This window comes from Nostoc sp. (assembly GCF_036916975.1).
Classification (GTDB): Bacteria; Cyanobacteriota; Cyanobacteriia; order Cyanobacteriales; family Nostocaceae; genus Nostoc.
The window spans coordinates 14,909-40,118 of record NZ_JBALFF010000121.1 but is presented as its reverse complement, the minus strand read 5'-3'; the positions used below and the strand labels follow the sequence as shown (position 1 = coordinate 40,118).

Annotated in this window: 25 protein-coding genes and 1 tRNA gene; 16 read left to right on the top strand and 10 right to left on the bottom strand. The window is 42.8% G+C overall.

Features of this window, described 5'->3' with window-relative positions:
- The first annotated feature begins 25 nt into the window (after nucleotides 1-25).
- Both V7K73_RS28010 and V7K73_RS28005 read left to right on the top strand, forming a co-directional pair.
- A complete protein-coding gene (locus tag V7K73_RS28010) occupies nucleotides 26-1,873 on the top strand; it encodes an alkaline phosphatase family protein (RefSeq protein WP_334885084.1) in 1,848 nt (615 codons plus the stop codon).
- Between the two features lie 579 nt (nucleotides 1,874-2,452).
- Nucleotides 2,453-3,949, top strand: coding sequence for a hypothetical protein (locus V7K73_RS28005; RefSeq protein WP_334885082.1), 1,497 nt, complete (start codon nucleotides 2,453-2,455; stop codon nucleotides 3,947-3,949).
- Nucleotides 3,950-4,177: 228 nt separating this feature from the next.
- Here V7K73_RS28005 and V7K73_RS28000 read toward each other — a convergent pair whose 3' ends face one another.
- Complete coding sequence (locus V7K73_RS28000; protein ID WP_334885080.1) at nucleotides 4,178-5,077, bottom strand: alpha/beta fold hydrolase; 900 nt, start codon at nucleotides 5,075-5,077, stop codon at nucleotides 4,178-4,180.
- A 755-nt stretch (nucleotides 5,078-5,832) separates the two neighbouring features.
- On the opposite strand from V7K73_RS28000, the gene V7K73_RS27995 reads away from it, so the two are divergent.
- The 4 genes from V7K73_RS27995 (at nucleotide 5,833) to V7K73_RS27980 (ending at nucleotide 9,004) form a co-directional block, all read left to right on the top strand.
- Nucleotides 5,833-6,387: a thioredoxin family protein gene (locus V7K73_RS27995; RefSeq protein ID WP_334885079.1), complete on the top strand. Its 555-nt coding sequence runs from the start codon at nucleotides 5,833-5,835 to the stop codon at nucleotides 6,385-6,387.
- A gap of 71 nt (nucleotides 6,388-6,458) precedes the next feature.
- Nucleotides 6,459-7,187 carry a UMP kinase gene (pyrH, locus tag V7K73_RS27990; protein WP_334885077.1) on the top strand — a complete coding sequence of 243 codons (729 nt, stop codon included), beginning with the start codon at nucleotides 6,459-6,461 and terminating at the stop codon, nucleotides 7,185-7,187.
- The gene (gene frr, locus V7K73_RS27985; protein WP_334885075.1) at nucleotides 7,174-7,722 is read left to right on the top strand and encodes a ribosome recycling factor; all 549 of its coding nucleotides are present in this window, start codon (nucleotides 7,174-7,176) and stop codon (nucleotides 7,720-7,722) included. The genes pyrH and frr overlap by 14 nt, the downstream gene beginning before the upstream one ends.
- A 160-nt stretch (nucleotides 7,723-7,882) precedes the next feature.
- Nucleotides 7,883-9,004, top strand: a complete 1,122-nt coding sequence (locus V7K73_RS27980) for a geranylgeranyl reductase family protein (protein ID WP_334885128.1) — start codon at nucleotides 7,883-7,885, stop codon at nucleotides 9,002-9,004.
- Between the two features lie 372 nt (nucleotides 9,005-9,376).
- Here V7K73_RS27980 and V7K73_RS27975 read toward each other — a convergent pair whose 3' ends face one another.
- Both V7K73_RS27975 and V7K73_RS27970 read right to left on the bottom strand, forming a co-directional pair.
- Nucleotides 9,377-10,246 (bottom strand): CPBP family intramembrane glutamic endopeptidase, encoded by an 870-nt coding sequence (locus V7K73_RS27975; protein WP_334885073.1) that lies wholly within the window; start codon nucleotides 10,244-10,246, stop codon nucleotides 9,377-9,379.
- Nucleotides 10,247-10,435: 189 nt separating this feature from the next.
- Nucleotides 10,436-10,873 (bottom strand): AbrB family transcriptional regulator, encoded by a 438-nt coding sequence (locus V7K73_RS27970; RefSeq protein ID WP_094350106.1) that lies wholly within the window; start codon nucleotides 10,871-10,873, stop codon nucleotides 10,436-10,438.
- A 1,452-nt stretch (nucleotides 10,874-12,325) separates the two neighbouring features.
- Here V7K73_RS27970 and V7K73_RS27965 point away from each other — a divergent pair.
- On the top strand, nucleotides 12,326-13,330 hold the full coding sequence (locus V7K73_RS27965; protein ID WP_334885126.1) for a succinate dehydrogenase/fumarate reductase iron-sulfur subunit: 1,005 nt from the start codon (nucleotides 12,326-12,328) through the stop codon (nucleotides 13,328-13,330).
- 65 nt (nucleotides 13,331-13,395) lie between these two features.
- Here the strand turns inward: V7K73_RS27965 and V7K73_RS27960 are convergent, their stop codons facing one another.
- Entirely contained in the window at nucleotides 13,396-13,920 is a 525-nt protein-coding gene (locus tag V7K73_RS27960) for a TolB family protein (RefSeq protein ID WP_334885071.1), read from the bottom strand.
- Between the two features lie 210 nt (nucleotides 13,921-14,130).
- Here V7K73_RS27960 and V7K73_RS29960 point away from each other — a divergent pair, with 210 nt between their 5' ends.
- Nucleotides 14,131-14,316, top strand: a complete 186-nt coding sequence (locus V7K73_RS29960) for a DUF6888 family protein (protein WP_442936799.1) — start codon at nucleotides 14,131-14,133, stop codon at nucleotides 14,314-14,316.
- The gene (locus tag V7K73_RS27955; RefSeq protein ID WP_073641045.1) at nucleotides 14,313-14,501 is read left to right on the top strand and encodes a DUF6887 family protein; all 189 of its coding nucleotides are present in this window, start codon (nucleotides 14,313-14,315) and stop codon (nucleotides 14,499-14,501) included. The genes V7K73_RS29960 and V7K73_RS27955 overlap by 4 nt, the downstream gene beginning before the upstream one ends.
- A 174-nt stretch (nucleotides 14,502-14,675) precedes the next feature.
- On the opposite strand, the gene V7K73_RS27950 is transcribed toward V7K73_RS27955, so the two are convergent.
- Nucleotides 14,676-14,873: a DUF6887 family protein gene (locus V7K73_RS27950; RefSeq protein ID WP_094341389.1), complete on the bottom strand. Its 198-nt coding sequence runs from the start codon at nucleotides 14,871-14,873 to the stop codon at nucleotides 14,676-14,678.
- A gap of 201 nt (nucleotides 14,874-15,074) precedes the next feature.
- Between V7K73_RS27950 and V7K73_RS27945 the strand changes: the two genes are divergently transcribed.
- The gene (locus V7K73_RS27945; RefSeq protein ID WP_334885068.1) at nucleotides 15,075-15,470 is read left to right on the top strand and encodes a hypothetical protein; all 396 of its coding nucleotides are present in this window, start codon (nucleotides 15,075-15,077) and stop codon (nucleotides 15,468-15,470) included.
- Between the two features lie 343 nt (nucleotides 15,471-15,813).
- On the opposite strand, the gene V7K73_RS27940 is transcribed toward V7K73_RS27945, so the two are convergent.
- The 3 genes from V7K73_RS27940 to psbX all read right to left on the bottom strand — a co-directional run bounded on the left by V7K73_RS27940 (nucleotide 15,814) and on the right by psbX (nucleotide 17,708).
- Nucleotides 15,814-16,374, bottom strand: coding sequence for a TolB family protein (locus V7K73_RS27940; RefSeq protein WP_334885066.1), 561 nt, complete (start codon nucleotides 16,372-16,374; stop codon nucleotides 15,814-15,816).
- Between the two features lie 47 nt (nucleotides 16,375-16,421).
- Nucleotides 16,422-17,342, bottom strand: a complete 921-nt coding sequence (locus V7K73_RS27935; RefSeq protein ID WP_334885064.1) for a Ycf66 family protein — start codon at nucleotides 17,340-17,342, stop codon at nucleotides 16,422-16,424.
- A gap of 246 nt (nucleotides 17,343-17,588) precedes the next feature.
- Nucleotides 17,589-17,708, bottom strand: coding sequence for a photosystem II reaction center X protein (psbX, locus tag V7K73_RS27930; protein ID WP_334885062.1), 120 nt, complete (start codon nucleotides 17,706-17,708; stop codon nucleotides 17,589-17,591).
- Between the two features lie 253 nt (nucleotides 17,709-17,961).
- Between psbX and V7K73_RS27925 the strand changes: the two genes are divergently transcribed.
- Complete coding sequence (locus V7K73_RS27925; protein ID WP_334885060.1) at nucleotides 17,962-18,255, top strand: YggT family protein; 294 nt, start codon at nucleotides 17,962-17,964, stop codon at nucleotides 18,253-18,255.
- Between the two features lie 93 nt (nucleotides 18,256-18,348).
- Here the strand turns inward: V7K73_RS27925 and accC are convergent, their stop codons facing one another.
- A complete protein-coding gene (gene accC, locus V7K73_RS27920; RefSeq protein ID WP_334885058.1) occupies nucleotides 18,349-19,692 on the bottom strand; it encodes an acetyl-CoA carboxylase biotin carboxylase subunit in 1,344 nt (447 codons plus the stop codon).
- Between the two features lie 428 nt (nucleotides 19,693-20,120).
- On the opposite strand from accC, the gene V7K73_RS27915 reads away from it, so the two are divergent.
- The 3 genes from V7K73_RS27915 to V7K73_RS27905 all read left to right on the top strand — a co-directional run bounded on the left by V7K73_RS27915 (nucleotide 20,121) and on the right by V7K73_RS27905 (nucleotide 21,693).
- Nucleotides 20,121-20,203, top strand: a tRNA-Leu gene (locus tag V7K73_RS27915).
- Between the two features lie 134 nt (nucleotides 20,204-20,337).
- Nucleotides 20,338-20,949 (top strand): chorismate lyase, encoded by a 612-nt coding sequence (locus V7K73_RS27910; RefSeq protein ID WP_334885056.1) that lies wholly within the window; start codon nucleotides 20,338-20,340, stop codon nucleotides 20,947-20,949.
- Nucleotides 20,950-21,129: 180 nt separating this feature from the next.
- On the top strand, nucleotides 21,130-21,693 hold the full coding sequence (locus V7K73_RS27905) for a Uma2 family endonuclease (RefSeq protein WP_334885054.1): 564 nt from the start codon (nucleotides 21,130-21,132) through the stop codon (nucleotides 21,691-21,693).
- Here the strand turns inward: V7K73_RS27905 and V7K73_RS27900 are convergent.
- Complete coding sequence (locus tag V7K73_RS27900) at nucleotides 21,647-21,823, bottom strand: hypothetical protein (protein ID WP_334885052.1); 177 nt, start codon at nucleotides 21,821-21,823, stop codon at nucleotides 21,647-21,649. The genes V7K73_RS27905 and V7K73_RS27900 overlap by 47 nt on opposite strands.
- A 323-nt stretch (nucleotides 21,824-22,146) precedes the next feature.
- Here V7K73_RS27900 and V7K73_RS27895 point away from each other — a divergent pair, with 323 nt between their 5' ends.
- Together V7K73_RS27895 and ccsB are read left to right on the top strand one after the other, a co-directional pair.
- Nucleotides 22,147-23,931 (top strand): DUF3352 domain-containing protein, encoded by a 1,785-nt coding sequence (locus tag V7K73_RS27895; RefSeq protein ID WP_334885050.1) that lies wholly within the window; start codon nucleotides 22,147-22,149, stop codon nucleotides 23,929-23,931.
- A gap of 121 nt (nucleotides 23,932-24,052) precedes the next feature.
- Nucleotides 24,053-25,126 carry a c-type cytochrome biogenesis protein CcsB gene (gene ccsB, locus V7K73_RS27890; RefSeq protein ID WP_334885048.1) on the top strand — a complete coding sequence of 358 codons (1,074 nt, stop codon included), beginning with the start codon at nucleotides 24,053-24,055 and terminating at the stop codon, nucleotides 25,124-25,126.
- The last annotated feature ends 84 nt before the right edge of the window (nucleotides 25,127-25,210 follow it).

Here is a 25,210-nt window from a genome sequence, read left to right as displayed (position 1 = left end):
CATTTTTCCAATTTAGTTACACACAATGAAGAAAACACTTCTTGGGGTATTGACGACGGCGATTGTGAGCAACACCCTGATTCCTGGTGTCCAAGCAATCGGTTTCGGAAATACAACTGCCCGCTTTAGTCATGTTCTGATTATTTCGATTGATGGATTGCACAACTCCGATCTATCAGTTGCTAATCTGCAATCTTCTTTGAAAAATATCAAGCGGTTGCAGAGAGAAGGTGTGACATACACCAATGCTTTCACTTCTGCACCATCAGACTCTTACCCTGGGGAGCTAAACTATATCACTGGTGCTAACCCAGGCACAACTGGTGTATTTTATGATGTATCCTACAGTCGCGCTTTATATGCCCCAGGCACCACTGCTGCCCAAATCGCCGCAGGAACCGCCAAACGAGGTACTGTAGTAACATTTGATGAAACCGTTGACGCTTCTTGGAATAATGGTAAGGGTGGTACCTTAGATGGCGGTCAGGGATTTGATAAAACCCAATTGCCTGTCGGGAGCAATGGCAACCCTGTTTACCCCAACCAGTACCTGAAGGTAAACACTATTTTTGACATAGCTAGCGCGGCAGGACTGCGTACTGCTTGGTCTGACAAGCATCCCGCAGCTTATACCATCCTCGCTGGAAATACACAAGACCCAACGAAGTTTAATTTGGCAACGGGTCAGGTTGGAAGCATTAGCGATTACTCTTCACTAGAAATTAACGCAGCAGTGGCGATTGATCCAACTAAGCCAGGACTTCTCCCAAACACCCTTGGGGCTTTAGTTGATCAATCAACAGGTACTCCTTACTCCAACACCAACTCTAAAATCACGTCCACTTTCTTTAATGACGCGACAAAGGGTAATCCGGCTCTGTTTAAGGCTCCACCTGCTGGTTTTAGCGCCAGCCAGTTTACGAGTGTAGCAACAACCTCAACCTACGACGATATCAAGGTTAAGCAGATATTAAACGAGATTGATGGATTGAACGATTCCGGTACGATAAAAGCAGACACTCCGGCAATTTTTGGCTTGAATTTCCAAGCTGTGAGCGTCGGCGAGAAAGAGACTGCCTCTCAATTTTATGGTGGCGGAATTGACAAAGATGGAAATGCCCGTCCTGACCTGATAAGTGCAGTAGCCCATACTGATGCCAGCATCGGTCTGATTTTAGATGAACTGAAAAAGAAAGGATTAGACAGTTCAACTTTGGTGATTTTGACTGCCAAGCACGGGCAAAATCCCGTCCAAGATCCAACTGTTGGTTTGAGCAGTACATTTGATAGTGTTACTGGGAAAGCTGGTGGCGATGGAAACCTGACTGCTGTTGCCGCTCTCTTAGTAAAAAACGGCATCCAGGTTGCTTCTGAGCGAGGTCAGGATACTTCCTCACTGATCTTCTTGAAAAATCCGTCTGATGTCCGAAAAGCAGTAGCCCTGCTGAATTCCAAAAATTACTCATTTGATAATACGATTGATCCAAATACTGGAGTGGCGTTTTCAACTGAGGATGCTGCTGCTCAGGGTCAGGTATTATATGGTCAGAGCATCATCAATGCCGGATTGGGAGATCCAAAGACAAGCGATCGCACCCCTGACATTATTGTTCCACTCAAAACTGGCTACTTTTTTGGTAATGCTACCAAGAAGCGTGCAGAGCATGGTGGATTTACTGATGCTGACACCCACGTAGCCCTGATTGTAGGTAGCAGTGGATTTTCCCGCAATCTGCAAGGTAAAACTATCAGTCAAAACGTTTCTACCACCCAAATTGCTCCAACTACATTACAGGTTCTAGGTTTAAATCCTCAACGACTGCAAGGTGTTCAGATTGATAAAACCCAGACATTACCACTTAACGGTAGGTAGGGATTTGCAAATCGAAAAATACCGAATAGATCAAGAGCGCAGGTAGTACGAGGAATAAAAAACCACTAAATGAAGAAATTGATGTGGTATTTAACATATCAATTTATATTCAGGAGGCAGGAGGAACCCATGTTTAAAAACATGGGATTGTAGCAACGAGCGGAGGAGGAGTGTCTCCACCTCCGCACTTTGTATCTCGTAGCACTTCACCCTCAAGCCAATTCTTTTTTTGATTGGGCAATGACCCAGAAAAGACAGTTTTCTTCCAACTGAGGCTCCTGCCTTTCTTTGTAATTCCCGCAGTTAGAGCGAATCGGTGTACCGCAAAGATCACAAAACTTGTAAGCTAATCGGCATTTAAGTTGCATAAAAGCAGGGCTGAAGCCCTTACTACGAGCGAATCATTCTGGAAAAATGAATGACGATTAGCTTATCTCCTCAATACTTCGGGATAAGCAATTATTGTGGTCGCCACGATCTACCGAAGGGTTGAAGAGAAGATTTGTCGCGGATACATAGTTGCAAAAAAAGGATGATTCGAGTCTCAGAAAATCTGTTTACACAGCATATACAAACATCATGATACCAATTCAATACTTACAGCCTCCAGCAATTACATCTGACTACTCCTCGGCCATATTCAAAATAGCTGATGATTCAAACAAGGATGATAAATGTTCTAATGCAGATCGCCTGATTGTCTCTGGCAGTACTTATGCGGGTACAGCTAGTACCGTAACTGTTGGTCAGACACTTCCGGGTGGGGGTACAGCGATCGCAAACGGCACTTATCCAGACGTTTTCAACAATGATAAAGTTGATGGCAGCTTTGGCATCACTTCGCCAATTTTCCTCCAGGAAATTACTACTTGTGGCACAGATATCCGTACAATGTACGTTGATCCTAGTGTCATTACTACCAGTTTTCCGTCCAAATCGGAATTAGCCTTAAATCTCACACCCGACGGCAAAGGGCTGACTTTCATGGGTTATGTCAGCGCAATCAACCAGCTCGACGTGTCAAACTCTAACACGCCGGGAATTATCGAACCGGGCAACCCCGTAACAACTACTCCCACCTATAGGGCAGTAGCGCAAATCAACTTTGATGATGCACACTTTATCTCTCACGGTTTTCTCACCCCCAAGGTAACTACAACCAATGCATATCCTGGGAACAATGGTCGTGCAGGGATACTAGGTTCAAACGGCTTGTACTACACTGTAGGTAATGCTGGTAATGGCAACGGCTCGCCAGCAGTTACAGCTGCGGCGGGTGTGCAGATTGTCATTCCTGGTCAGAATGCGACTCCATCACCTCCTGGCACTAATCACGTAGGATCGTTCAACATTACTCAATATGGCTACCCAGCCGACAAGACTGCCAAAGACAATAATTTCCGAGGCGAGACTATTTTCAATAACACTTTGTATGTAACCAAAGGTAGTGGTGGCAACGGAATTAATACTGTATACCAGGTCGGTAACGCAGGTAGCTTACCAACCCTCACCAATGCAGCTGCTGCACCAATTACCATTTTGCCTGGCTTCCCCACGAACCTCGCTAAGACCGGCAAGAACGTGAATGGAACTGTCCAACCTATCTACTATCCCTTTGGTATTTGGTTTGCCAACGCAACCACCCTGTATGTTGCCGATGAGGGCGACGGTATTGCTGCTGATGCCGCAACCAGCACTACCGCAGGTCTTCAGAAGTGGAGTTTGGTAAACGGCACTTGGCAATTGGACTACGTTTTGCAAAAAGGCTTGAATCTTGGTCAGCAATACCCCGTAGCTGGTTTACCTGCTGCTTATAATCCCGCAACAGATGGTCTTCGCAATCTTACAGGTCATGTCAATCCTGATGGCACTGTCACATTGTATGCAGTAACTTCGACCATTAGCGGTAGCGGCGATCAAGGAGCAGATCCCAACGAAGTGGTTGCCATAACTGATAGACTTTCCTACACAACACCCGTGCAGTCCGCATCTGAGCAGTTCCGCGCCATCCGTTCCCCTATCTCTGGTCAAGTCCTACGAGGTGTATCTTTCGCCCCAACTAACAAGGAAAAATAAGGGTCTGGGGAGGGCTTTTAACGAGAACATTGACCTAACGCTCTTTTATTACTCTCGTCATTAGCTGTGTCCAAATATAACTTTCCCAGCATCTTTAGAGTTACTAAAATTTACTAAAATTTAGTAACCACCATAAAAGTACCAGAAGAACCCATATCGGCTCAATCAAAAAAAATCTTTTTGAATATATTCAATACCACCCATTACGTGAAAATTGAGCCGAGTCTATTACCGCGATCGCTCCAAAATCCAATCGAGTAAAATCGGGTTGACTAAATCCGGCGCTTCATCCTGCGGACAATGCCCCACTCCCTCTAAAGGGATAAACTTTTGTACTTGGGGAAAGTTAGCTAATTCTCTCCCTAATTTAATTGGTTCCCACGGATCAGCCGTTCCCCACAAGATAATCGCAGGACACGCTAACAGTGGCAAAAGGTCTTCTGGTAATGGCCCTGTAGAATAAGAAGTAAAGGCGAGAAAAACAGCACCAGCCCCCGGATCGCTTGCTGGCGAAGTGAGAATATCTACCAACTCATCTGTGACCATATCAGCATTCGCATAAGCTTGCAGCAGAATTTTTCGTACTGTTTTCGGTTTAGCGAGTTGATTGAAAAAGAAATCACCAACTGGTTTAATAGATAATAGGCGTTGCAGTAGAGGCGCTCCGTAACGACGAGACAAAGGTAAAGTTACCCGTTTGCGATCGTGCAACAGCCTTAAAGAACAGTTGAGCAAAGCAACTCCCAAGGCAATATCTGGGTTGCTTACTGCTGCTTGCATAGCTACAATACAGCCAATAGAATTTCCCACTAAAAAAGCTGGCTCACCGACAACTTCGCGGCAAAAATCTGCTACTTGCTGTCCCCAAGTTTCTAGGGTATAGGCAATTTGTTCACCAGGTTGAGGTTTTGCGGAAGCGCCAAAACCAATCAAATCTATAGCATAAACACGGCAACTTTGTGCTAATACGGGAATATTCTTTTGCCAATGCCACCAAGAAGCGCCAAATCCATGCACGAGGACAACAGCTGGGCCTGTGGTTCCTTGGGTTTGATAGCAGATCGGGAAATCTTGCCAAATCCAGGTTTTTGTAGAGTTAAGTGCTGTTTTTGAACTTGAGGTTGTCATAAAAATTTGATGAATACAGGGGTAAAAGCCTTTCAGCAGCAAGACGCAAGTAACATTGTTTTGAATTTGAATAAAATTTATCAGATTTTCAAAGTAAATCCTTTGCTTTAGTGATAGCTTAGACTACAGCACAAAAGCTTCTAGCCTTATATAGCGTTTCCTAATAAGAGTGAGATTAAGCTTTACCTCACCCCGATAAAGCTGTGCTTTATCTCCCCTCTCCTTATTAAGGAGAGGGGTTGTCACCACGATAAAACTATACTTTATCTCCCTTCTCCTTAGTAAAGAGAGAGGTTGTCACCCCGATAAAGCTGTGCTTTATCTCCCCTCTCCTTATTAAGGAGAGGGGCTGGGGGTGAGGTTTTGATATAGTTTTATTCACAACTTAGATTATGTCAGTATTAAAAATCATAAGTTTTCTAATCTGAGTAATATTTTCGCTATTTTTAGATGTAAGGGACTTCCAAGAAATAAATTACTCAAATAAACGAACCACAGAGCCACAGAGGCACAGAGAACACAGAGGAATGAGGAGAAGAAAGTTTTTTCGCCAGTTTTTTGGGTATTTTTTTATTTGGAAGTCCCTAAGCGAATTATCATCAATGCTAGATTCAGTAGTTTCACAATTACGATCGCTAATGCGAGTCTATAACATTGTCAAATATGAGGCATCGGCTAAGGGGTGGTTTGCAACTGGAAACTGACGCTGAATTTAACAATATTTTTCTTGTTCCTAGTTCTGCGAGCCAGAAATCATGAATCTACTAGAAACAATCGATACTCCCATTGGGAGCTATGCACCCGATTTTGAATTGCCAGGAATTGACGATCAAGTACACCATCTCAGGCGTTATCTTGAGAAATTCCGAGCAGTGGGCGTTATTTCTCTATGTAACCATTGTCCTTATGTAGAGTGGTATATAGACAGGTTAAAAAACATTCAAGCCGAATTTGCACCGATTGGGTTCACACTAATTGCTATGAATGGTAGTGATGGTAATCACGAAACTAGGCCAAGCTTTGAAAATATGAAAGCTTTTGCCTTGCGTCACGATTTAAACTTTCCTTACCTGTGGGACTCTACGCAAGATGTAACCCGCAGTTTTGGTGCGACAAAAACACCAACGGCCTTTCTAATAGATAGTAATGGTATAGTCCGCTACAAAGGTCAAATTGACGATCATCCCCACGATCCATTATCGGCGGGACAGGATTATTTAAGAACTGCGATCGCTTCTCTGTTTCTTGGTCAAGAAATAGAGATACCAGAAACAGAACCAATAGGTACTACATTGATTTGGCGTAACTAGACATAGATAGTCCCTGTAACTGTTATCTTAAATTGGAGGCAATTGCAACTTTTTTGATAAAGCAGAACTTCATGGGAACGAATTACCGACGGGTTTTACTTAAACTGAGCGGTGAAGCCTTAATGGGCAACATGGGCTATGGCATTGATCCCGAAGTGGTGAAAGGCATAGCAGAAGAATTAGCAGAGGTGATGGCCACTGGCACTCAAATCGCCATAGTTGTTGGCGGCGGCAATATTTTTCGTGGCGTCAAAGCAGCGTCGGCGGGGATGGACAGGGCAACCGCTGACTATATTGGCATGATTGCCACGGTAATGAATGCCATGACGTTGCAAGATTCACTAGAACGCATAGGAGTACAGACGCGGGTGCAAACTGCGATCGCTATGCAAGAATTAGCAGAACCCTATATCCGTCGTCGTGCCATCCGCCATCTTGAAAAAGGACGGGTGGTAATTTTTGGTGCTGGTTCTGGAAATCCCTTCTTTACTACAGATACTACTGCGGCATTAAGAGCCGCAGAAATTGATGCAGAAGTGATTTTTAAAGCCACCAAAGTAGACGGAGTATATGATGCCGATCCTCATATTTATCCTGACGCCAAGCGTTACAATAGCCTTACCTACGCACACGTTTTAGCGAAAGATTTGCGGGTGATGGATAGTACTGCGATCGCCTTGTGTAAAGAAAATAATATCCCAATTCTGGTATTTGACCTAACGGTGCGAGGTAACATCCACCGAGCCGTCTTGGGAGAATCCATCGGTACCCTTGTGGGAGGTTCTTGTGATATTAGCTGACGCGAAAAGTAAAATGCAAAGTTCTGTTGATTCAACTCAACGAGCTTTTAACACGATTCGCACTGGTCGCGCCAATGCGAGTCTATTAGATAAGGTATTAGTGGACTATTACGGTTCGCCCACGCCCATAAAATCACTGGCAAATATTAGCACGCCAGATGCCTCGACAATTCTGATTCAGCCCTACGAGCGTAATACCCTAAACATCATTGAGAAGGCGATTTCCCTCTCAGATGTGGGTTTAACTCCCAGCAACGATGGTTCTGTAATTCGGCTGAATATTCCGCCTTTAACTAGCGATCGCCGGAAAGAATTCGTCAAAATGGCTACAAAGTATGCTGAAGAGGGTCGTGTTGCTATTCGCAACATCCGCCGCGATGCCATAGACGCGATTCGCAAACAAGAGAAAGCCTCTGAAATCTCCAAAGATGAATCAAAAGACCAACAAGATAGCTTGCAAAAACTCACAAACGAGTATACTGCCAAAATAGACTCACTCTTGGCAGAAAAAGAAAGAGACATTACGACTGTTTAAAGTCTAAAGTCTGAAGCATAAAGGCTGAAGGATGATAAATAAATTCTTCAGCCTTTATCATTTTTTGGGTATTTAACAAAAATTAATCAAGTAGGGGCAATTTATGAATTACCCCTACTCAATAGAAAATAAACTAATTCAGGAGCAAAAATTCAGCCTTATGTACGATTGCATCATCGTCGGCGCTGGGCCAGCTGGTGGAACAGCTGCATATCATTTAGCCAAACAGGGTCGCTCAGTATTAGTATTAGAAAAAGAATCCCTACCAAGATATAAACCTTGTGGCGGTGGAGTATCTCCAGCGATCGCTCAATGGTTTGACTTTGATTTTAGCCCAGCAATTTCTGTCAAAGCCGACTCCTTTCGCTTTACCTGGAAATTGGGCGATCCGGTGGAAGCAAAAATCGCCACAGAAGAACCAGTCTGGATGGTGCGACGAGATATTTTTGACCATTTCCTAGTGCAGCAGGCACAGAAACAAGGAGCTGAACTCCGAGATAATACTGAAGTAACGAGTATTGAATTTAAAAGTGACTATTGGCAAGTTAACACAGCCAATGGGCTAGTTACAGGTCGCTACTTAATCGCGGCTGATGGTGCTAAAGGGCCAATGGCAAAATGGCTAGGCTTTAAAGACCGTAAACGCAGTTTAGCAGCAGCTTTAGAAGCAGAAGTTTCTGCAACTGTAAAAGACAAAACCACAATTCACCTTGAGTTAGGCTTGGTGAAAAATGGCTACATTTGGAACTTCCCAAAGGCGGATGGTTATTCTATTGGTATCGGTACATTTGTCGGTGGTCAACCCCAAGATTTTAAAAAGATTTTAGATGAGTACGCGCGATCGTTTGATTTAGATATCAAAACTAGCAAGCAGTATGGTTATCCCCTTTGCTTGTGGAATGGAAAGCAAAAGTTGCATACCCAAAATGCAGTTTTGGCTGGGGAAGCTGCTTGTGTAGTTTATCCCATGACAGCAGAAGGTATTCGTCCGTCAATTTTTAGCGGTTTGATTGCAGCAGGAGCGATTAATGATGCCCTTTCTGGTGATACCAACGCTTTAGAAAAATATACCGAAGCTATTAATGAAGAATGGGGTACTGAGATGGCTTGGGCGCAAAAATTAGCTGGAGCATTCTATCGCTTTCCTGCTATTGGCTACAAAGTTGGTGTTAAACATCCCTCCGGTGCCAAAATCATGGGTAAGATTCTCTGTGGAGAACTCCGCTATAGCGACGTTACCGATCGCGCCCTCAAGCGTTTAATTCCTGGCTTTGGAGGTTAAGTATTAGCGATTAGGGACTTCCAAGAAATAAATTACTCAAATGAAACGAACCACAGAGACAAGGCAGCGCGGTCTTGGGGGTTTCCCCCATGAGCGACTGCCGCGCAGAGAACACAGAGGAATGAGGAAGAGAGAGTTTTTTCATCAGTTTTTTGGGTATTTTTTTATTTGGAAGTCCCTTAGGTAACGAATCTTTAGCAAAGAGACGCCCTATTTTCACTTTATTTATGCCTATCTACTTAGGAATGTGAATTAAATAAAATCCAAATATGGTTTTTAACCTCACCCCGCCTTTGAATTTCGTCAAAGTCTCCCCTCTCCTTAATAAGGAGAGGGGTTGGGGGTGAGGTTCTATTGCACCTTGACGCGAAGTTAAAAATACCTAGAGAAAAGCCAGATAATCACTCCAGTTCCCAATACACAAATAATTCCTGCCAAACCAGCTAGGGGTTTTTTATTCTTACCTGTGAACCAATCAGAGACTTTACCTGTGTAAGTAATTAGTTCTGCTGTATCTATAGTAGCGATCGCCCATATCCATCCCGCGTGCAGTCCCCAAGCTAAACCTAAATTGTTGTGATCGGCAAAGCGTGCTAACACCAGCACCATTCCCATCAGCCACAATCCAGGAAGTTGAGGTGCAGTTTCGCGTTGCTCCCAAACTAGGTGTAGCAAGGCAAAAATCAAACTAGAAATTGCTGCTGCTACCCAAACTGGATAATCTTGCGCTAATTCAGTAAACAGGAAACCGCGAAAAACTAACTCTTCTATCCCAGCGACTAATAACGCTATCAAGAAAATCGGTAGCAATATGGGTAGTATTAACTTTAAATTCGTCTTTTCAAAAGAACACCACCCTAACCCAAATTGCCCACTAAATACAATAGCTAGGCTAACCACTCCCAAAGCAAAACCTAGTCCTAAAGAACCAAGAGTTGAAAGATTCCCAACAAAGCCGTAATCCGAAAAAGATTTATTGGTAAGCCAACTAACTCCCCACAGAATTAGGGGAGCTAATAGGTAGAGTGACACCAATAACGGCATCTTTTGCTCTGGCTGTAAAGGTTTAAGGGGTTGCCAATTGAGCAATATTGCTGATACTGTTGCCACTGGCAACCAGCAAACTATCCAGAAAATAAAAAATGCCATCACTACAACTAGTGCTGGTGCATTTTCCATAAACGCCAATAAAGCGTTGACAGAAGACTCAAAAAAAGTTATCAAACTAAACAAAAAAAACACGATAGACTTCTTGCACTATAGATTTCTTGCTGATTAATCAAGACTCTACTAAAATTGGTGACTTCTGCAAGGGGTCTAATCGTATTCTTTACTTGTGACAAATTTTTTTAACTAAATAGAGCTACTAGTTTACTGTCGGGGTAAGGATAAGTTATCATCACCTGAAACTTATCCTTACCATCAGCAAATTTACTCTTCGTCTTCCAAATCTTCGTCCGATTCGTCAGAGTCTATATCTTGTGAGGTTAGTTTTTTGTCACTTTCACCGAGTTGAATCAGATGAATATGTTTGTATCCCAACCTAATTTCAAACTCATCTCCAGCCTTTAAGCCCATTGCTTTGGTATATGTGGCACCAATGACAATCTGACCATTTTGATGGACACTAACCCGATATGTCGGTTCACGACCACGACCATCTTTAGGTGCTTCTGGACTTAGAGGAATTCCTCTAGCCGATAGCAAAGCGTCATAAAAATCAGTGAGATTGACACGAACCTGGTTATTCTTAGTAACAGTGTAATAGCCGCACTGTTTAGCTCTTTCTCGGCGTGGTAAAGTGGAAAGTTCTTTTACTTTAGCAAGTAGTGCTTTTCCGGTTAATGGCGCGGTTGCAGTTTCAGTCATTATGCTCAAATTTTCCTTACTCTCTCCAAACTGAAAAACGTGTAGTCAAATGCTGGCATTTGGCTTTTTAGCATTTGCATAGAGCTACTTAGCACTCTAGTGTAACGGGTCAATTCCTGCCGATAGGAGCCAAAAGCACTTCTATATATGGTTGTCTATAACCAATTCAAGGTCATAGTTGCCATAGAAATTAATTTTGCTGATTTCACGGCACTTTTAACCATTATTCGCCATCAGAAATTAAGTTATTTTCTCTTTTGGCGCTACTGTAGCGATGTAACTTTCAGCAACCTTTACAAATTGGGTTAATTCTACTCCAAATAAGTCGTAGATCCCAAAAATGCAGGTTTTCCACTTCTAGTGCTTGCCCTTCTGGGCAATGAACAGGTAGAGTTTTTTCTACTCATCCTCTCAAGCTTAGGACAGCATAGTATTTCAATAGAGTACTAAGGGCTTATGCCCTTTTGTACTGCCAGTAGAGACGTGAATTTTCTTGTCTCTACATTACGATTCAACAAAGCAGTAGTAGCCGCGCTGATCCGGCTATTGACTCTGTTTTGTGTCTTCCTAATTTTATATTAAATACTAGCATGGACTAATAATAGCAAAATAGTTGTTTAATTTTGAATTAAAGTTGCTGGTAAATTTTTATTTAAATTTCTGGACTGAAAGCTTGCAAAAAGCAGTGAGGATTTTCCTCACCCTTTATTGCAAGGGTGAGTATTGCCCTATGCCTTTTATAAAAATTTATCTAATTTAGACGAGCCGTTTTGACCAATGTGTTAAATTCAAGATTTTCTCAATCAAGAAAATCTTGAATCTAAAAGTCTCGCGCATCCGGGATTCCCGGTACAATAACTTTTATTTTAAAGTGGTGACGATTTATCCTCGGTTTATTATCTTTTGCTCAAAAGCAGTCAGAGAATTTTGTACGTCTGTCTATGGGAAGAATAAATCTCTTAACATCTGCCTAGCGCTTGATTGCCACTACTATATATTGAACATACCCAAGTTACACTTCTATATAATCAAAAAATTCCGTCAAGCGGTAGCAACTAACTAAATTTTTTAGTTAGTTGCTGTGGCTGAAGTTGACATCAAGACGTGTTGCTAACCTGACATGCATTTAATTGGGATACGATCGCCTTGTCAGAGATGAAGCTAAAATGCTCTTTCCTTTACATTCCTAAATAAGTAAATTCAATCCCAAGCTATAATTACATTTTTGGCGTTTTATCTGAGAATTTGACACAAATCTTGCCTACAGCGCTGCTACAAGTAAAGTTTGAATGGTTATCGTTAAACTAGAATCAGTCGCTCTTTGATGGTCAGCCTATTAACACCAGGCTTTGAATGAAGATCAAAAAAGTATAGCTCACTTTTCGCAACTACCTGCCTTGAATCATGATTGTTGAGGCTGGTGAAGCAATTTTAAAATATTGGTTAGTGGTCATGGAAGTTATTTTTAAGGTCATTCGACAGCAACAAAATTCCTCCCCAGTGGTGCAAACCTACCTTGTAGAGGCTCAAGCAGGTAATACAATTTTGGATTGCCTCAATCATATTAAGTGGGAGCAAGATGGAACTTTGGCGTTTCGCAAAAATTGCCGTAATACAATTTGTGGTAGCTGTGCTATGCGAATTAATGGGCGTTCGGCTTTAGCTTGTAAGGAAAATGTTGGCAGTGAACTTGCCAGATTACAACAAATAGCATCATCCCAAAGTAAAGTAAATCCCATTCTTGAAATCACGATCGCACCTCTAGGGAATATGCCCGTGATTAAAGATTTGGTTGTAGATATGAGCAGCTTCTGGAATAATCTAGAAGCAGTTGCTCCTTATGTGAGTACAGCAGCACGACAAGTACCAGAAAGAGAGTTTTTGCAAACACCACAAGAGCGATCGCGCCTCGATCAAACTGGTAACTGTATTATGTGTGGTGCATGTTACTCTGAATGTAACGCCCGTGAAGTTGATCCAAACTTTGTTGGCCCCCATGCCCTTGCCAAAGCTTACCGGATGGTAGCAGACTCCCGCGATAGCGACACCGAAAATCGTTTAGCAAGCTACAACGAAGGTACTAAAGGCGTATGGGGTTGCACCCGTTGTTTATATTGCGATTCAGTTTGTCCAATGGAAGTTGCACCATTAGAACAAATCACCAAAATTAAACAAGAAATTCTCACCCACAAACAAGCAAGTGATAGTCGCTCAATTCGTCACCGAAAAGTATTGGTGGATTTAGTTAAAGAAGGTGGTTGGATTGATGAACGTCAATTTGGTTTACAAGTTGTCGGTAACTACTTTAAAGATTTAAGAGGATTACTCAGTCTTGCACCCCTCGGTTTACGGATGATTCTTCGGGGTAAGTTTCCCCTATCCTTTGAACCTTCAGAAGGGACTCAACAAGTGCGATCGCTCATTGAATCTGTGCAACAGGTAGAAAACAAAAGTTAGGAGTGAGGAGTTAGGAGTGAGGAATTTTAACTCATAACTCCTAACTCCTAACTCCTAACTCTAGTTCAACGTGGTTCTTGAGGTATATTTAACGGCTGTCCATAACGGTCGTATACTAAAATATCCCACTGACCGTTGTTACTCGATTCAAAAGCAATCCTACTACCATCAGCGCTAATTGTAGGGTTGCGGACTTCAGATTGCAGGTTATTAGTCAAATTTCGTGATTGGCGTGTTTCCCGGTCGTAGAGAAAAATAGCCGATCGCCCCTGACGGCTAGCACCAAATACAACATAACGACCATCTTGGGAAACGCTAGGATGAGTTGCGATCGCATCAAATGAGTTTAAACCTGGCAAATCAACCAAATCACGACTCACCGTATCAAACATATAAACATCTTGGCTACCGCGTCGGTCAGTAATAAAAACAATATATCTCCCAGAAATTTGCGGGTTTAATTCCGATGCTAAACTATTGAGACTCCGACCCCCCGGATCAAAGGGATAACTCAAAATGCGAGGGTAGCCAAAACATCCAGTCAATAAACTTAAACATAAAAATACAGGTATAAAAAAAACACGTTTCATATAATTAGTCATTAGTCTCACTGAAGATTAGCTGTATCTCTTGCTGAGTAAGAACCTTGGCGCGTCCATGCCGATTTATTTTCATTGGCAGACTGTAGACCCTGTGATCTACAGCCTATAATGTTTTGACACATGATTTGCATAACTGTTTGACCTTTAGGTGAAACTAGAAGTGGTAGTACAAAAAATAAAAATTCTGAGGAGGTTTGAATCCAACCACTGCATCCTACAATAGAACACCTAAAAACCTTCTACCGCGTATGTGTACGAGCAAGCAATCTATTAAGAACAATTGAATTAACTCGCTACGATACACGCTCTCAAAGAATGGTAGTGTTAATCGGCGAAACAATTCAAGTAGAAATTTTAAGTAACGGCGAGGAATTAATTCAATGAGTAACTATCAACAATTAAGCGAAGCCGAACTGAGAACTTATGTAAAAACACATCCAGATGATGAGGAGGCTTTTCAACACTATTTAACAATTATGAGGGCAAAACCTAACCGGGTTGTAGTTAGTACAGAGGAACAAGCCCTAATTGAATTTAGGAAAAGAATACAAGCAGAATCAACACCCTAACCCGCCCTAACCCCGTAGCGCATCATATGATATAGCGTTTCCTAATCACATAAGGTACATCAGAGCAAGCTCCTCGCTTGCGGGGAGGGGGTTGGGGGTGGGGTTCTTGTACCTCACAAGGGCCGAGAACCGCTATAAACTACATCGATTAAGCGAGTTGATAAAGGTAATTTTTTACAGATTCTCTCGTGTCCGTTTTGCTTCTATTAGTTTTTCCAATTCACCAATTTCATCTATGGTATAAAACTTGGGGTTGGGTTCAGCGTTAATTTTATCCATTAGAGCGTGAAAAGCTTCTGTATCATTCCGATTCTCTAATAAATAACGTTTTAACTCTATTTTACTCATAGCTGCAAACTTAGGCTTAGTCATTCGTCGTATCTCCATTTATCGCTCTACATCGTCTATTTAATTTTTATTCGTGTGCATAAATCAAAAAATACATCGTAATGAGGGTTAGTAACAGACTTTTGTCACAATCATTCGCTGTTATTTATTCTTAATGGAAGAATAAAAACTGGGATGCTCCCTGTGATATACCTACTTATGCTTTCTCTTATCCAAGGAAAAATCATGGATTTTCGGAAATTTTACATTCCTACTGTTATGGCAGGATTAGCACTACTAACTTCAGCTAATCAAGCACTAGCTATTGGTATAGGTCAATATTCAGGATATCAAAATAATATACAAGGTAAAGTAGACAATGCGACACTGAGTATCCAAAATACTTATAACTGTAGTGAGGGAACTTGCTTTAAAGGTACAATAACGTTTCCAAATGCAGGTTTCTCAGATTTGGTTGTTGGTTACTTGTCAGGCAATAAATTTACCATGCGACGTTATGTCGGTAATGGTTTTAATTACGTACAAACTTTCAACGGACTTACAACTGCTACAAGCGTTAACGGCAGTTGGTTCACCGACTCAGAACCGAATAATAAGGGAAGTTTCAGTCTAAACCAATGACACTCTCTGACCTCCTATACGATTAACTGAAACAGTGGGAACGACCGGATTTAGTAGAAAAAGTTAGGCAATTGGAAAATGTCGGAAGTTTAGAAGAATTTAAAGCATTGAAACATCAAATGAATGCCAAGTCTAACTAACTCCCACACATCCCTAAAACCCGCCCTAACCACGTCACACCCAATCAATCGCCCCATTCCCACAATCCCAATTCTGACCCCGTAGCGCGTCTCTAGCTGTGGGATTTTGTTTTTGGGGGGTGAGTGCGATCGCTGTTTGTTTGGATGCGTCTCTCCAAACTCTTAACTCTTAACTCCTAACTCCTAACTCCTAACTTTTTCCCCTACGGAGGTGAACCTACAGTTGCACCATTCGGAATATCTAACTCAATATTTGGCCCCCGGTCTAAGACTTCAATATCCCACTGACCACGGCTGGCGGTTTCAAAGACAACATAACGTCCATCGGGGCTGATATTTGGTTTTCTGACCCAGCCGCGATAGGTTGGTGTGACGATTTGCGACTGTTGTGTAGCGCGATCGTAAAGCGCCACCACTGGTCTACCTTGGTCGCTAGTAAGATAAGCAATATAACGCCCGGTATAGCTCAAGCTAGGACTTTCAGCAATTGTCTCCGCTCGGTTTATCCCCGGTGTGCTAATAAACAGTTGCCTCTCCAAATCGAAAACCAGTAGCTGCTGATTACCATTACGATTAGATACAAACGCTAAAAAGCGCCCGTTTCCACTCAAAGCCGGTTGTTCCTCTGTGTAGCGACTGTTGAGCGAAGTGGAACCTATGGGAATATTGTTAGAACCACAAGATACAAGCAAACTTGTTAAACCAAAAACCAGGCTCCAATGAATTGGTCTTTGGAGCCAAAATGTAGGCGTAAATTTTTCCACCTCAACTGTTTTCCGTCGCCTTTAAACCTACTGTCACCCCAACTGTTTTAAACATCGTCATCAAAATCCGTCGAATTATCTGGGCGCTCATTTGGCATTTCAACCGGGTTATATGGCACATAATCAGTTGGGATCGCCTCATCATCTTCGCGCGGTCTTCGAGGAGTTGAGTCAGTGGGTGGACGACGCCTTCTTGGTTTGGGAGCAACATCATCTTCCCGGCTTTCTGGACGCCCAGACCCATTATTACTACGGCGAGAAGGTTTTCTGACTTCCCCTTCCGAACTTTCCCAATCATCAACTTGCCTAGATGAAGAACCCCAATTCTCATCTTCAGAGCTTTCAGAAGGGCGATTCACAGGACGACCAGAAGTCCGTCGCCGCGTTCTATCTGCTGGAGCCTGTCTTTCGCTACTGCTACTGTTGCGGCGTTCTGAACGACGGGGGGGTTGTTCCTCGTAGTAGTCATCACGAGTGGAAATCTCATCCCTGCTACCCTGAATCCGGCGACGCGAGGGGCGTTCTTCCTCGTCTTCATAAGGCAGTGGATCTAAGTCTGCCTCCATCTGGGCCCCATAATTCTTCCGATTGCGGTTCATTGAATAATTTCCGCTTACCTCTCGCTCATCATCCACAATCGGAGTGTTGCGCTTTGCTTGCTGGGTAGCTATACTCCGCAGACGAATACTTTCAACTGCAAAAAACACAGTTGTACCAACTAATAGTAGTTGACCAAATTGTAGAATCGGGTCTAAGCGCCATCCTTGAAACACGAGAATGAAGCCGCAGAGCAAACCAACTGCTGCAAAAAAGATATCTTGATCCCGTGACAATTCTGGACGCACAGTGCGGAGAAAATACAGTGATGCCCCAGCCACAGCCAGGAAAATTCCTAGAATACTGGCTGAGTTTGCCCCAAAATTTACCTGAGCCAGAAAACTGGCTGAGTTCAGCCCAAAATTTATCATTGCTGTTTTCCCAATATCAAATCTATGTTAGCGAGTCACAATTAAAATCACTACTGTAATTATTCACGATATATTGAAGCTTCAAAGCCTCTAGCAAAGAAGCTCTGAAGCTGTTCACCGAAAAATAAAAAAAACCTATGTCTGTTAGCTACAACTGCTTCTAGTGGCAAACACTGCTGCTTTTAGTGCAATTATAAATAGCTGACAGACAGTCGGTTGTGAGAGTCAGTTTGACTCTCATAAGCATTATGAACGCTGGATTTTATCTTTTTGGCTAATGAAAATTAGACCAACTATAACGGGTATCACAACAATTGCAGTACCCCATAACAGGCTCCAAAGAAAATTTGCTAAAGAAGGCGTCATACTTCTAAACCTTTTTTTACACACTTCATCCTAATTTTAATAGTGTATTACTTTCTTGAGAAGCCTATAACTCTGAACTGGCAAACTTGGTAACGGCTGTGAGGGAGTTTGCTTTTCTATTGCAGAAGAAAGTTGCAGCATTTGGTTAAAATGATGATGAGAGTGCTTTACAAAGCTTCAAATTTTGTGGCGATGTCTACGACGGGCTTCGCCTAAGTTTTTCTTTCTTTACGATAGATAGTACCTTAAACCGATGACTGGTGTTGACCTGACCGCTTGGATTCTTGGCCTTGTATTAGGGCTGATGACATTTTTATTTATATTTCGGATCATTCTTACTTGGTATCCGCAAGTGAATCTGAATCGTTTGCCCTTTAATTTAATAGCTTGGCCCACCGAACCATTTTTAATCCCGTTGCGAAAACTTGTACAACCTATAGGCGGAGTAGACATTACACCTATTATTTGGGTTGGTATCTTCAGCCTGGTGCGAGAAATATTATTAGGTCAACAAGGATTGCTGACCATGCTATCTCGCGTGAATTAAGGATTGGGCATTAAGAGTGCTGAGTGAGGAGTTAAGAGTTAAGAGTTAAGAATTATCTCCTTGTCCTCTACTCTCCATCATCTCCCCACTCCCCTAGCCGTTCATCTCCTGCACAAAATTTGTATAGACATTACCCTGCAAAAATTGTGGAGTTTCCATAATTCTTTGATGAAAGCCAATGGTGGTGGGTAGTCCAGTGATGGCACATTCCCGGAGTGCGCGTTTCATGCGGTTAATAGCAGTGGGTCGGTCTGGGGCCCAAACAATTAACTTCCCAATCAAAGAATCGTAGTAAGGCGGGATTTGGTAATCTGTGTAAACGTGGGAATCAATGCGAACACCAGGACCTCCAGGGGGAAGATAGCTACTAATCCGTCCAGGAGAAGGGCGAAAGTCATGATCTGGGTCTTCAGCGTTGATCCGGCACTCAATCGAATGACCTCGTAATACTACTTGCTCTTGCGTAAGTTTAAGTCTTTCCCCTTGAGCAATCCGAATTTGTTCGGCAACCAAGTCTATTCCAGTAATCATCTCTGTTACAGGATGTTCTACTTGAATCCGGGTGTTCATTTCCATAAAGTAGAATTTACCCGATCTATCCAAGAGAAACTCGATAGTACCCGCCCCACTGTAATTGATGAATTGGGCAGCTTTGACAGCAGCTTGTCCCATTTTCTCACGCAGGTCTTGGTCGAGAGCCGGACTTGGTGCTTCTTCTAGTAGCTTTTGATTGCGGCGCTGAATTGAGCAATCCCGTTCGCCTAAATGGATGACATTACCGTAGTTATCCGCCAAAATTTGAAATTCGATGTGGCGGGGACGTTCAATAAATTTTTCGATGTAAACGCCAGAATTCCCAAATGCTGCTCCTGCTTCCCCTTGGGCTGCTAAGAAAAGTTTGACAAATTCATCTTCAGAACGCACCAGACGCATACCCCGTCCGCCACCACCGGCTGTGGCTTTGATCATCACTGGATAGCCGATTTCCTTGGCGAATTTTAATCCGTCTTCCTCGGATTCTACCAACCCCTCAGTACCTGGTACTGTCGGGACTCCAGCTTTTTGCATGGTTTCTTTGGCAGTGGATTTATCCCCCATCAGCTTTATAGCTTCTGGAGTTGGGCCGATAAAAGCAATATGATGGTCGGCACAGATTTCGGCAAACCGGGCATTTTCTGCCAAAAAGCCATAACCTGGGTGAATAGCAGTCGCATTGCGGGTCAATGCGGCAGCAATAATATTGGGAATATTCAAATAACTTTTACTGCTAGCAGGTTCGCCAATGCAAACCGCTTCATCAGCAAGCTGGACGTGGAGAGCATTCCGGTCAACAGTGGAATGAACGGCGACTGTCGCAATTCCCATTTCTTCACAGGCGCGGAGAATGCGAAGGGCGATTTCTCCCCGATTGGCAATTAATATTTTGTCAAACTTCATTTTTTAGTTTCGATATCATTACCAGTAGATTGACATTTTCTCGCTATCCAATTTGAAACGAGGCGATCGCATTATTTCAAATTATCACAGGAGATTCGCCACCCTGATTACTAAGCAAACTCGCATATTGCAGGCTTGCTGCCTCTACGAGTCTTACTAGACTAACAGCATTGCTGCTGTAAGTCTTAGCTAGCTTACTAAACTGGGCTTTTGCGCCGCCCAATAGCCAGTCGTAGACAAGGCGGTACGCGATCGCACCACACCTCCCACAGTCGCTCTACCCTTTTTAATATCACTTGTGCAGACGCTAGATTTCTGTCAGTCTGATACAGAGAAAGAGGAAATTTATATTTTTGAGGAATATAACTTTAGATATCACCTTACTATAATTAGTTTCTTATGCTATAGTCTATGTTTAGAGATTCCGTGCGGATGTGGCGGAATTGGTATACGCGCACGCTTGAGGTGCGTGTGGGCAATGCCCTTGCGAGTTCGAGTCTCGCCATCCGCATATTTTCGCATATATTAATTAATCAAGGGTCAATAGTCAAGGGTGAATATACCTTAGACTGTTGACCCTTAAATCTTGGTAGAGCTAAGGTTTTTTATGCTTTTATAGAGATACGTGAAGTTTTATAAAAAGCATTGAGTATTACTTTTACGCCGACAAACAACTTAACACTGCCAGCAGCTTGGCATCGCCTCACTCCAATTTGGCAAGGAGGGGAGGAAGTGATTCAAAAAAGTTTACCTCATAGTCAGCTAGCACCGGCTTGGCAGCTAATGCTTTTGGGTGACGGCTCTCCAACACGTCATCTAGAATTGCTTACAGGTGAGCCTGTAGAAGTAGATGTGATTGATATGTCATTGATTGGCATGGACTTAGATGCTGCACCTGACTTAATCCAAGCTGTCCCAGGGCCGCGACTACGGCGACAAGTGTGGCTGCGGACTGCTTCTGGTCAACGATTAGCCTATGCTACCTCGTGGTGGGAAGCTAGTCATGTAGATGAGTATTTGCAAAATCGTTCATTACCAATTTGGGCAAGTTTAGCTCGTCTCCGCACAGAGTTGTATCGGGATGTTCGAGGAATTTACTATGGTGACTCATCGGCGCTAGAGTCTGGTTTTGATGTAGCTGGCCCTTTTTGGGGTCGCCATTACTTGTTTTGGCATCATGGACAGCCATTAACGTTAATTTATGAAGTTTTTTCGCCTTATTTAACTAAATATTTGGGAGCTATGCAATTAAAATAATTCGTAATTCGTAATTCGTAATTCGTAATTCGTAATTCGTAATTCGTAATTCGTAATTCGTAAATTTTGTTTTGCAAGAGGGACTTAAACCCCCAGAATTTATTACAATAATGAGTTTTCGGTGATGGTTTGCCGTTGTTAGGCGCTGATGTTAGCAAGAAAGACACAAGGAAAGGTTTAATGAATAATGTTGTGCTAAATCTAGAACCGATTGCTCATTTAACTGATGAGGAATTTTATCAATTGTGTATTGCCAATCGTGATTTAAACCTCGAAATGAATGCAGCCGGAGAATTAATAATTGTGCCACCAGTAGGAGGAGAAAGCGGAAATCAAGAAGCTGGATTGATCGCTGATTTAGAAATTTGGAATCGTCAAGCGAAATTAGGGAAAGTTTTTAGTTCTTCAACTATCTTTATACTTCCTAACGGTGCAAAACGTTCACCTGATGCTGCTTGGGTAAAATTGGAGCGGTGGCAAGCTTTAACACCAGAACAACGAAAAAAATTTCCGCCACTTGTACCCGACTTTTTGATTGAACTGCGATCGGAGACAGATAGGCTTGCACCGATTCAAGAGAAAATGCAGGAATACATTAATAATGGTTTGCGCTTGGGTTGGCTGATTAATCCTCAAGATCGTCAAGTTGAAATTTACCGACTTTGGAAAGCTGTAGAAGTTATACAAATGCCAGCAATTATTTCTGGAGAAGATATATTACCTGGATTTGAGTTGCAAGTATAGGTAAATGATAAGCCTGACGGTATCGTAAAGTTATACCAAATTGTCCCAAAAATACTGCACTGATGATGTGGCGCGATCGCGTACCTGCCCTTTCCGGTGGCGATCGCGTATCGCAACCGAACAAAGCCAAGTGTTAAAATTGAGTTGCAGTTTTGTCCAGTTAGTTATATTCTCAAATTGCTTAAAATAACAGATTTACTTGCGAAAACTTTCCGACAGAAGAATTAATCTCAGGGAAACGTCCTACGAAATTCAAGAAAGCGTGTTAAAAATGGTAACTGAACTAAAAACACAGCTTTTGAAAGAGTAGGGAAGGTTGATTACCGAAGTATCATCAACATCTAGTGTGGAAAAATTTAATATAATTAGCTGTTCTAAAGAATGGTTAAATCTGTTGGTGTACTTGACTAATCAAGCAAGTAATAAGTTTGCAAGTATAAGGTATAGGTTTCAATGGCACCGCCTCTTGTGTCTGTTCCGATGAAAAAAAATAAGAAACCGTCTCTGGTGCTGACGCTCTCGGCTGCTGGGCTATTGATTGGTGCGGGGAGTGTAGCATACTGGTTGTTAAGCCAGAGACAACTATCTTCTAGCGATTTGCTAGTAGGTGCAAATATTATTCCTAGTGATGCCCTGTTTGCGGTTTCTCTGACAACAGATCCCCAGCAGTGGCAGAAATTGCGGGAGTTTGGCACAAAAGAAACTCAAGCAGAACTGGACAGAAATTTAGTAGAATTGCGCGATCGCTTTCTCACTAATAATGGTTACGACTTCCAGAAAGATATCGCTCCTTGGGTAGGGAATGAGGTTACAATCGCAATTCTTGCCCCAGCAATAGCAAGTAAAGCTGCACCCAAACCAGTTACCACCAATGAAGATGCTGCAAGCGATCAGCAGTCGATGGTAATGGTATTACCAGTGAAAAACCCAGAAATCGCCAAAAACATTTTTGCACAACCCAAAACCCTTAAACAAGGCAAATGGATTGACCGTATTTATCAAGGTATCGCCATTAAACAAAGTCAGGGACAAGCAGGAGAAAACTTTTCAGCAGCATTACTAGATAAACGTTTTTTAGTTATAACTGATAATCCTAAAGCCACAGAACGAGCGATCGATGCTTACAAAAATCAAACATCTCTAGCCACAACAGGGGGTTTTGCTGAGAATTTGCCAAAAATTGCCAACTACCAAAGCTTTGGCCAGTTTTACATAAATGTGCCAACAGCAGCCAAAATAGCCGCAGCTTCTCCAAATCGCCCAATACCAGCTCAAGTTTTGGCTCAACTGCAAAATAACCAAGGTTTAGCGGGGACAATGATCTTAGAGGCAGAAGGAATCCGCTTCAAGGGCGTTTCTTGGTTAAACCCTAATAGTCAACGGGTGCTGGCGGTAGAAAACAAAGCTGGACAAATGCAAAGCCGCGTACCAGCAGAAACCTTAATGATGCTTTCGGGGGGAAACTTACAGAGGTTGTGGGGAGATTACGTTTTAACATCTCAGAGAAATCCCCTCTCACCGATCGCACCAGAACAACTTAGAGGTGGTATAAAATCTCTTACCACTCTCGATTTAGATAAGGATTTGCTTAGTTGGATGAAAGGCGAGTTTTCGTTATCAGTGATTCCTACTACTCCAAAAGAAGGTTCACCAAACGATTTTCGTGCGGGTTTAGTGTTTATGATACAGACAAGCGATGCCTATGGCGGGCAAAGCCTACGCCAATCGGCTGAAACATCAATAAAACAACTGGATGATGTGATGAGAAATCAATACCAGTTCCAAGTTGAACCGGCGAAAGTCGCAGGACAACCCGTTGTTAACTGGGTTTCACCCTATGGTACCTTAACTGCCACGCACGGTTGGTTAGATGGAGATGTCGCCTTTCTAGTAGTGGGCGCTCCTGTTACTGATAAAATTCTTCCCAAACCCAACAACACACTAGCAAGCACGATCCCCTTCCAACAAACAGTTCCTACAGAACCAAATCCGACAAATGGTCAATTTTTCATAGATGTGGAACGAACTGTGAAAAATTTCCCTTTACCAACTCTAATTCCCAATCAACAAACTTTACTTGATGCAACGCGCTCAATTGGGATCACATCCGCCGTCAGCGACAGTCGCAGTAACATCTACGACATTTTTATAGCACTCAAAAAACTTAGGAACACGACTCCCTTGCCTAGTCCAGAAAGTAATAAGAGCAACTCCTCACTCCTAACTCCTAACTCCTAACTCCTAACTCCTAACTCCTAACTCCTAACTTTTAACTTTCCCCTGTCCCATTCCCCTCTAAGCATATAGGATCAGAACAGTTAGAATCGATATTTTAAATTATCCACGGAGAGAAGACTTTATGAATTTGGTTGTACTCCAGAACTGGCTGGACAATGCCTCCTTTGCCATATTATTCCTAACAATGCTGGTGTATTGGGGAGGAGCGGCTTTTCCGAATCTGCCTTATCTAGCCGCTTTGGGGACAGCTGGGATGGCGATCGCTAATTTGTGCATGGCAACTCTACTAGGGGCGCGATGGATCGAAGCTGGTTACTTTCCCTTAAGTAATCTCTATGAATCGTTGTTTTTCTTAACTTGGGGAATTACCACCGTCCATCTGATTGCTGAAAGTAGTAGCCGTAGCCGCTTAGTAGGAGTTGTTACATCTCCTGTGGCAATGTTGATCGCTGCTTTTGCTACCCTGACACTACCATCCCAAATGCAAGCGTCAGAACCCTTAGTACCTGCCTTGAAGTCAAATTGGCTGATGATGCATGTCAGCGTCATGATGTTGAGTTATTCTGCTTTAATGGTGGGTGCGTTATTAGCGATCGCCTTTTTAATTGTGACTCGCGGTCAAAACATCCAATTACAAGGTAGTTCAGTAGGTACTGGTGGCTATCGCAGCAACGGCTACCGCTTAAACAAAGCATCTGAACTAATTTCTCAACCGTCAGCCCCTTCTGGCGAAAATAACGGCTTTGCTCGTTTTGAAACAACTAGCAACGGCAACGGTAACGGTAATACAGCTGTTATGGGTTTAGTTACAACAACCCCAATTCCAAATCCAAAATCCGAAATCCAAAATTCCGAACCTCTTTCACCCCAGCGCCTTAGCCTTGCCGAAACTCTCGATAACATCAGCTATCGCATCATCGGACTCGGATTTCCCTTATTGACAATTGGCATTATAGCTGGTGGCGTTTGGGCTAACGAAGCCTGGGGTTCCTACTGGAGTTGGGACCCCAAAGAAACTTGGGCATTAATCACCTGGTTAGTGTTCGCCGCCTATCTCCACGCCCGAATCACTCGCGGTTGGCAGGGGCGTAGTCCAGCAATTTTAGCCGCCACCGGCTTTGTTGTGGTTTGGGTTTGCTATCTCGGTGTGAATCTTTTGGGTAAAGGTTTGCATTCTTACGGTTGGTTCTTTTAATAACCTCACTAAGACAGTACTGAGTATTGAGTATTATTCTTTTACTCATAACTCAGGACTTAATAAAATCTCGCGTAAAACTAT

Excerpts from the sequence above, each read along its gene's own strand:
- V7K73_RS27995 (WP_334885079.1), top strand. The coding sequence starts at position 5,833 with ATGAATCTACTAGAAACAATCGATACTCCCATTGGGAGCTATGCACCC.
- V7K73_RS27965 (WP_334885126.1), top strand. The coding sequence starts at position 12,326 with ATGGAAGTTATTTTTAAGGTCATTCGACAGCAACAAAATTCCTCCCCA.
- accC (WP_334885058.1), bottom strand. The coding sequence starts at position 19,692 with ATGAAGTTTGACAAAATATTAATTGCCAATCGGGGAGAAATCGCCCTT.
- V7K73_RS27925 (WP_334885060.1), top strand. The coding sequence starts at position 17,962 with ATGACTGGTGTTGACCTGACCGCTTGGATTCTTGGCCTTGTATTAGGG.
- V7K73_RS27970 (WP_094350106.1), bottom strand. The coding sequence starts at position 10,873 with ATGACTGAAACTGCAACCGCGCCATTAACCGGAAAAGCACTACTTGCT.
- V7K73_RS27955 (WP_073641045.1), top strand. The coding sequence starts at position 14,313 with ATGAGTAACTATCAACAATTAAGCGAAGCCGAACTGAGAACTTATGTA.
- V7K73_RS28010 (WP_334885084.1), top strand. The coding sequence starts at position 26 with ATGAAGAAAACACTTCTTGGGGTATTGACGACGGCGATTGTGAGCAAC.
- V7K73_RS27950 (WP_094341389.1), bottom strand. The coding sequence starts at position 14,873 with ATGACTAAGCCTAAGTTTGCAGCTATGAGTAAAATAGAGTTAAAACGT.
- V7K73_RS27960 (WP_334885071.1), bottom strand. The coding sequence starts at position 13,920 with ATGAAACGTGTTTTTTTTATACCTGTATTTTTATGTTTAAGTTTATTG.
- V7K73_RS28000 (WP_334885080.1), bottom strand. The coding sequence starts at position 5,077 with ATGACAACCTCAAGTTCAAAAACAGCACTTAACTCTACAAAAACCTGG.
- psbX (WP_334885062.1), bottom strand. The coding sequence starts at position 17,708 with ATGACGCCTTCTTTAGCAAATTTTCTTTGGAGCCTGTTATGGGGTACT.
- V7K73_RS27935 (WP_334885064.1), bottom strand. The coding sequence starts at position 17,342 with ATGATAAATTTTGGGCTGAACTCAGCCAGTTTTCTGGCTCAGGTAAAT.
- ccsB (WP_334885048.1), top strand. The coding sequence starts at position 24,053 with ATGAATTTGGTTGTACTCCAGAACTGGCTGGACAATGCCTCCTTTGCC.
- V7K73_RS27895 (WP_334885050.1), top strand. The coding sequence starts at position 22,147 with ATGGCACCGCCTCTTGTGTCTGTTCCGATGAAAAAAAATAAGAAACCG.
- V7K73_RS27945 (WP_334885068.1), top strand. The coding sequence starts at position 15,075 with ATGGATTTTCGGAAATTTTACATTCCTACTGTTATGGCAGGATTAGCA.
- V7K73_RS27905 (WP_334885054.1), top strand. The coding sequence starts at position 21,130 with ATGAATAATGTTGTGCTAAATCTAGAACCGATTGCTCATTTAACTGAT.
- pyrH (WP_334885077.1), top strand. The coding sequence starts at position 6,459 with ATGGGAACGAATTACCGACGGGTTTTACTTAAACTGAGCGGTGAAGCC.
- V7K73_RS27980 (WP_334885128.1), top strand. The coding sequence starts at position 7,883 with ATGTACGATTGCATCATCGTCGGCGCTGGGCCAGCTGGTGGAACAGCT.
- V7K73_RS28005 (WP_334885082.1), top strand. The coding sequence starts at position 2,453 with ATGATACCAATTCAATACTTACAGCCTCCAGCAATTACATCTGACTAC.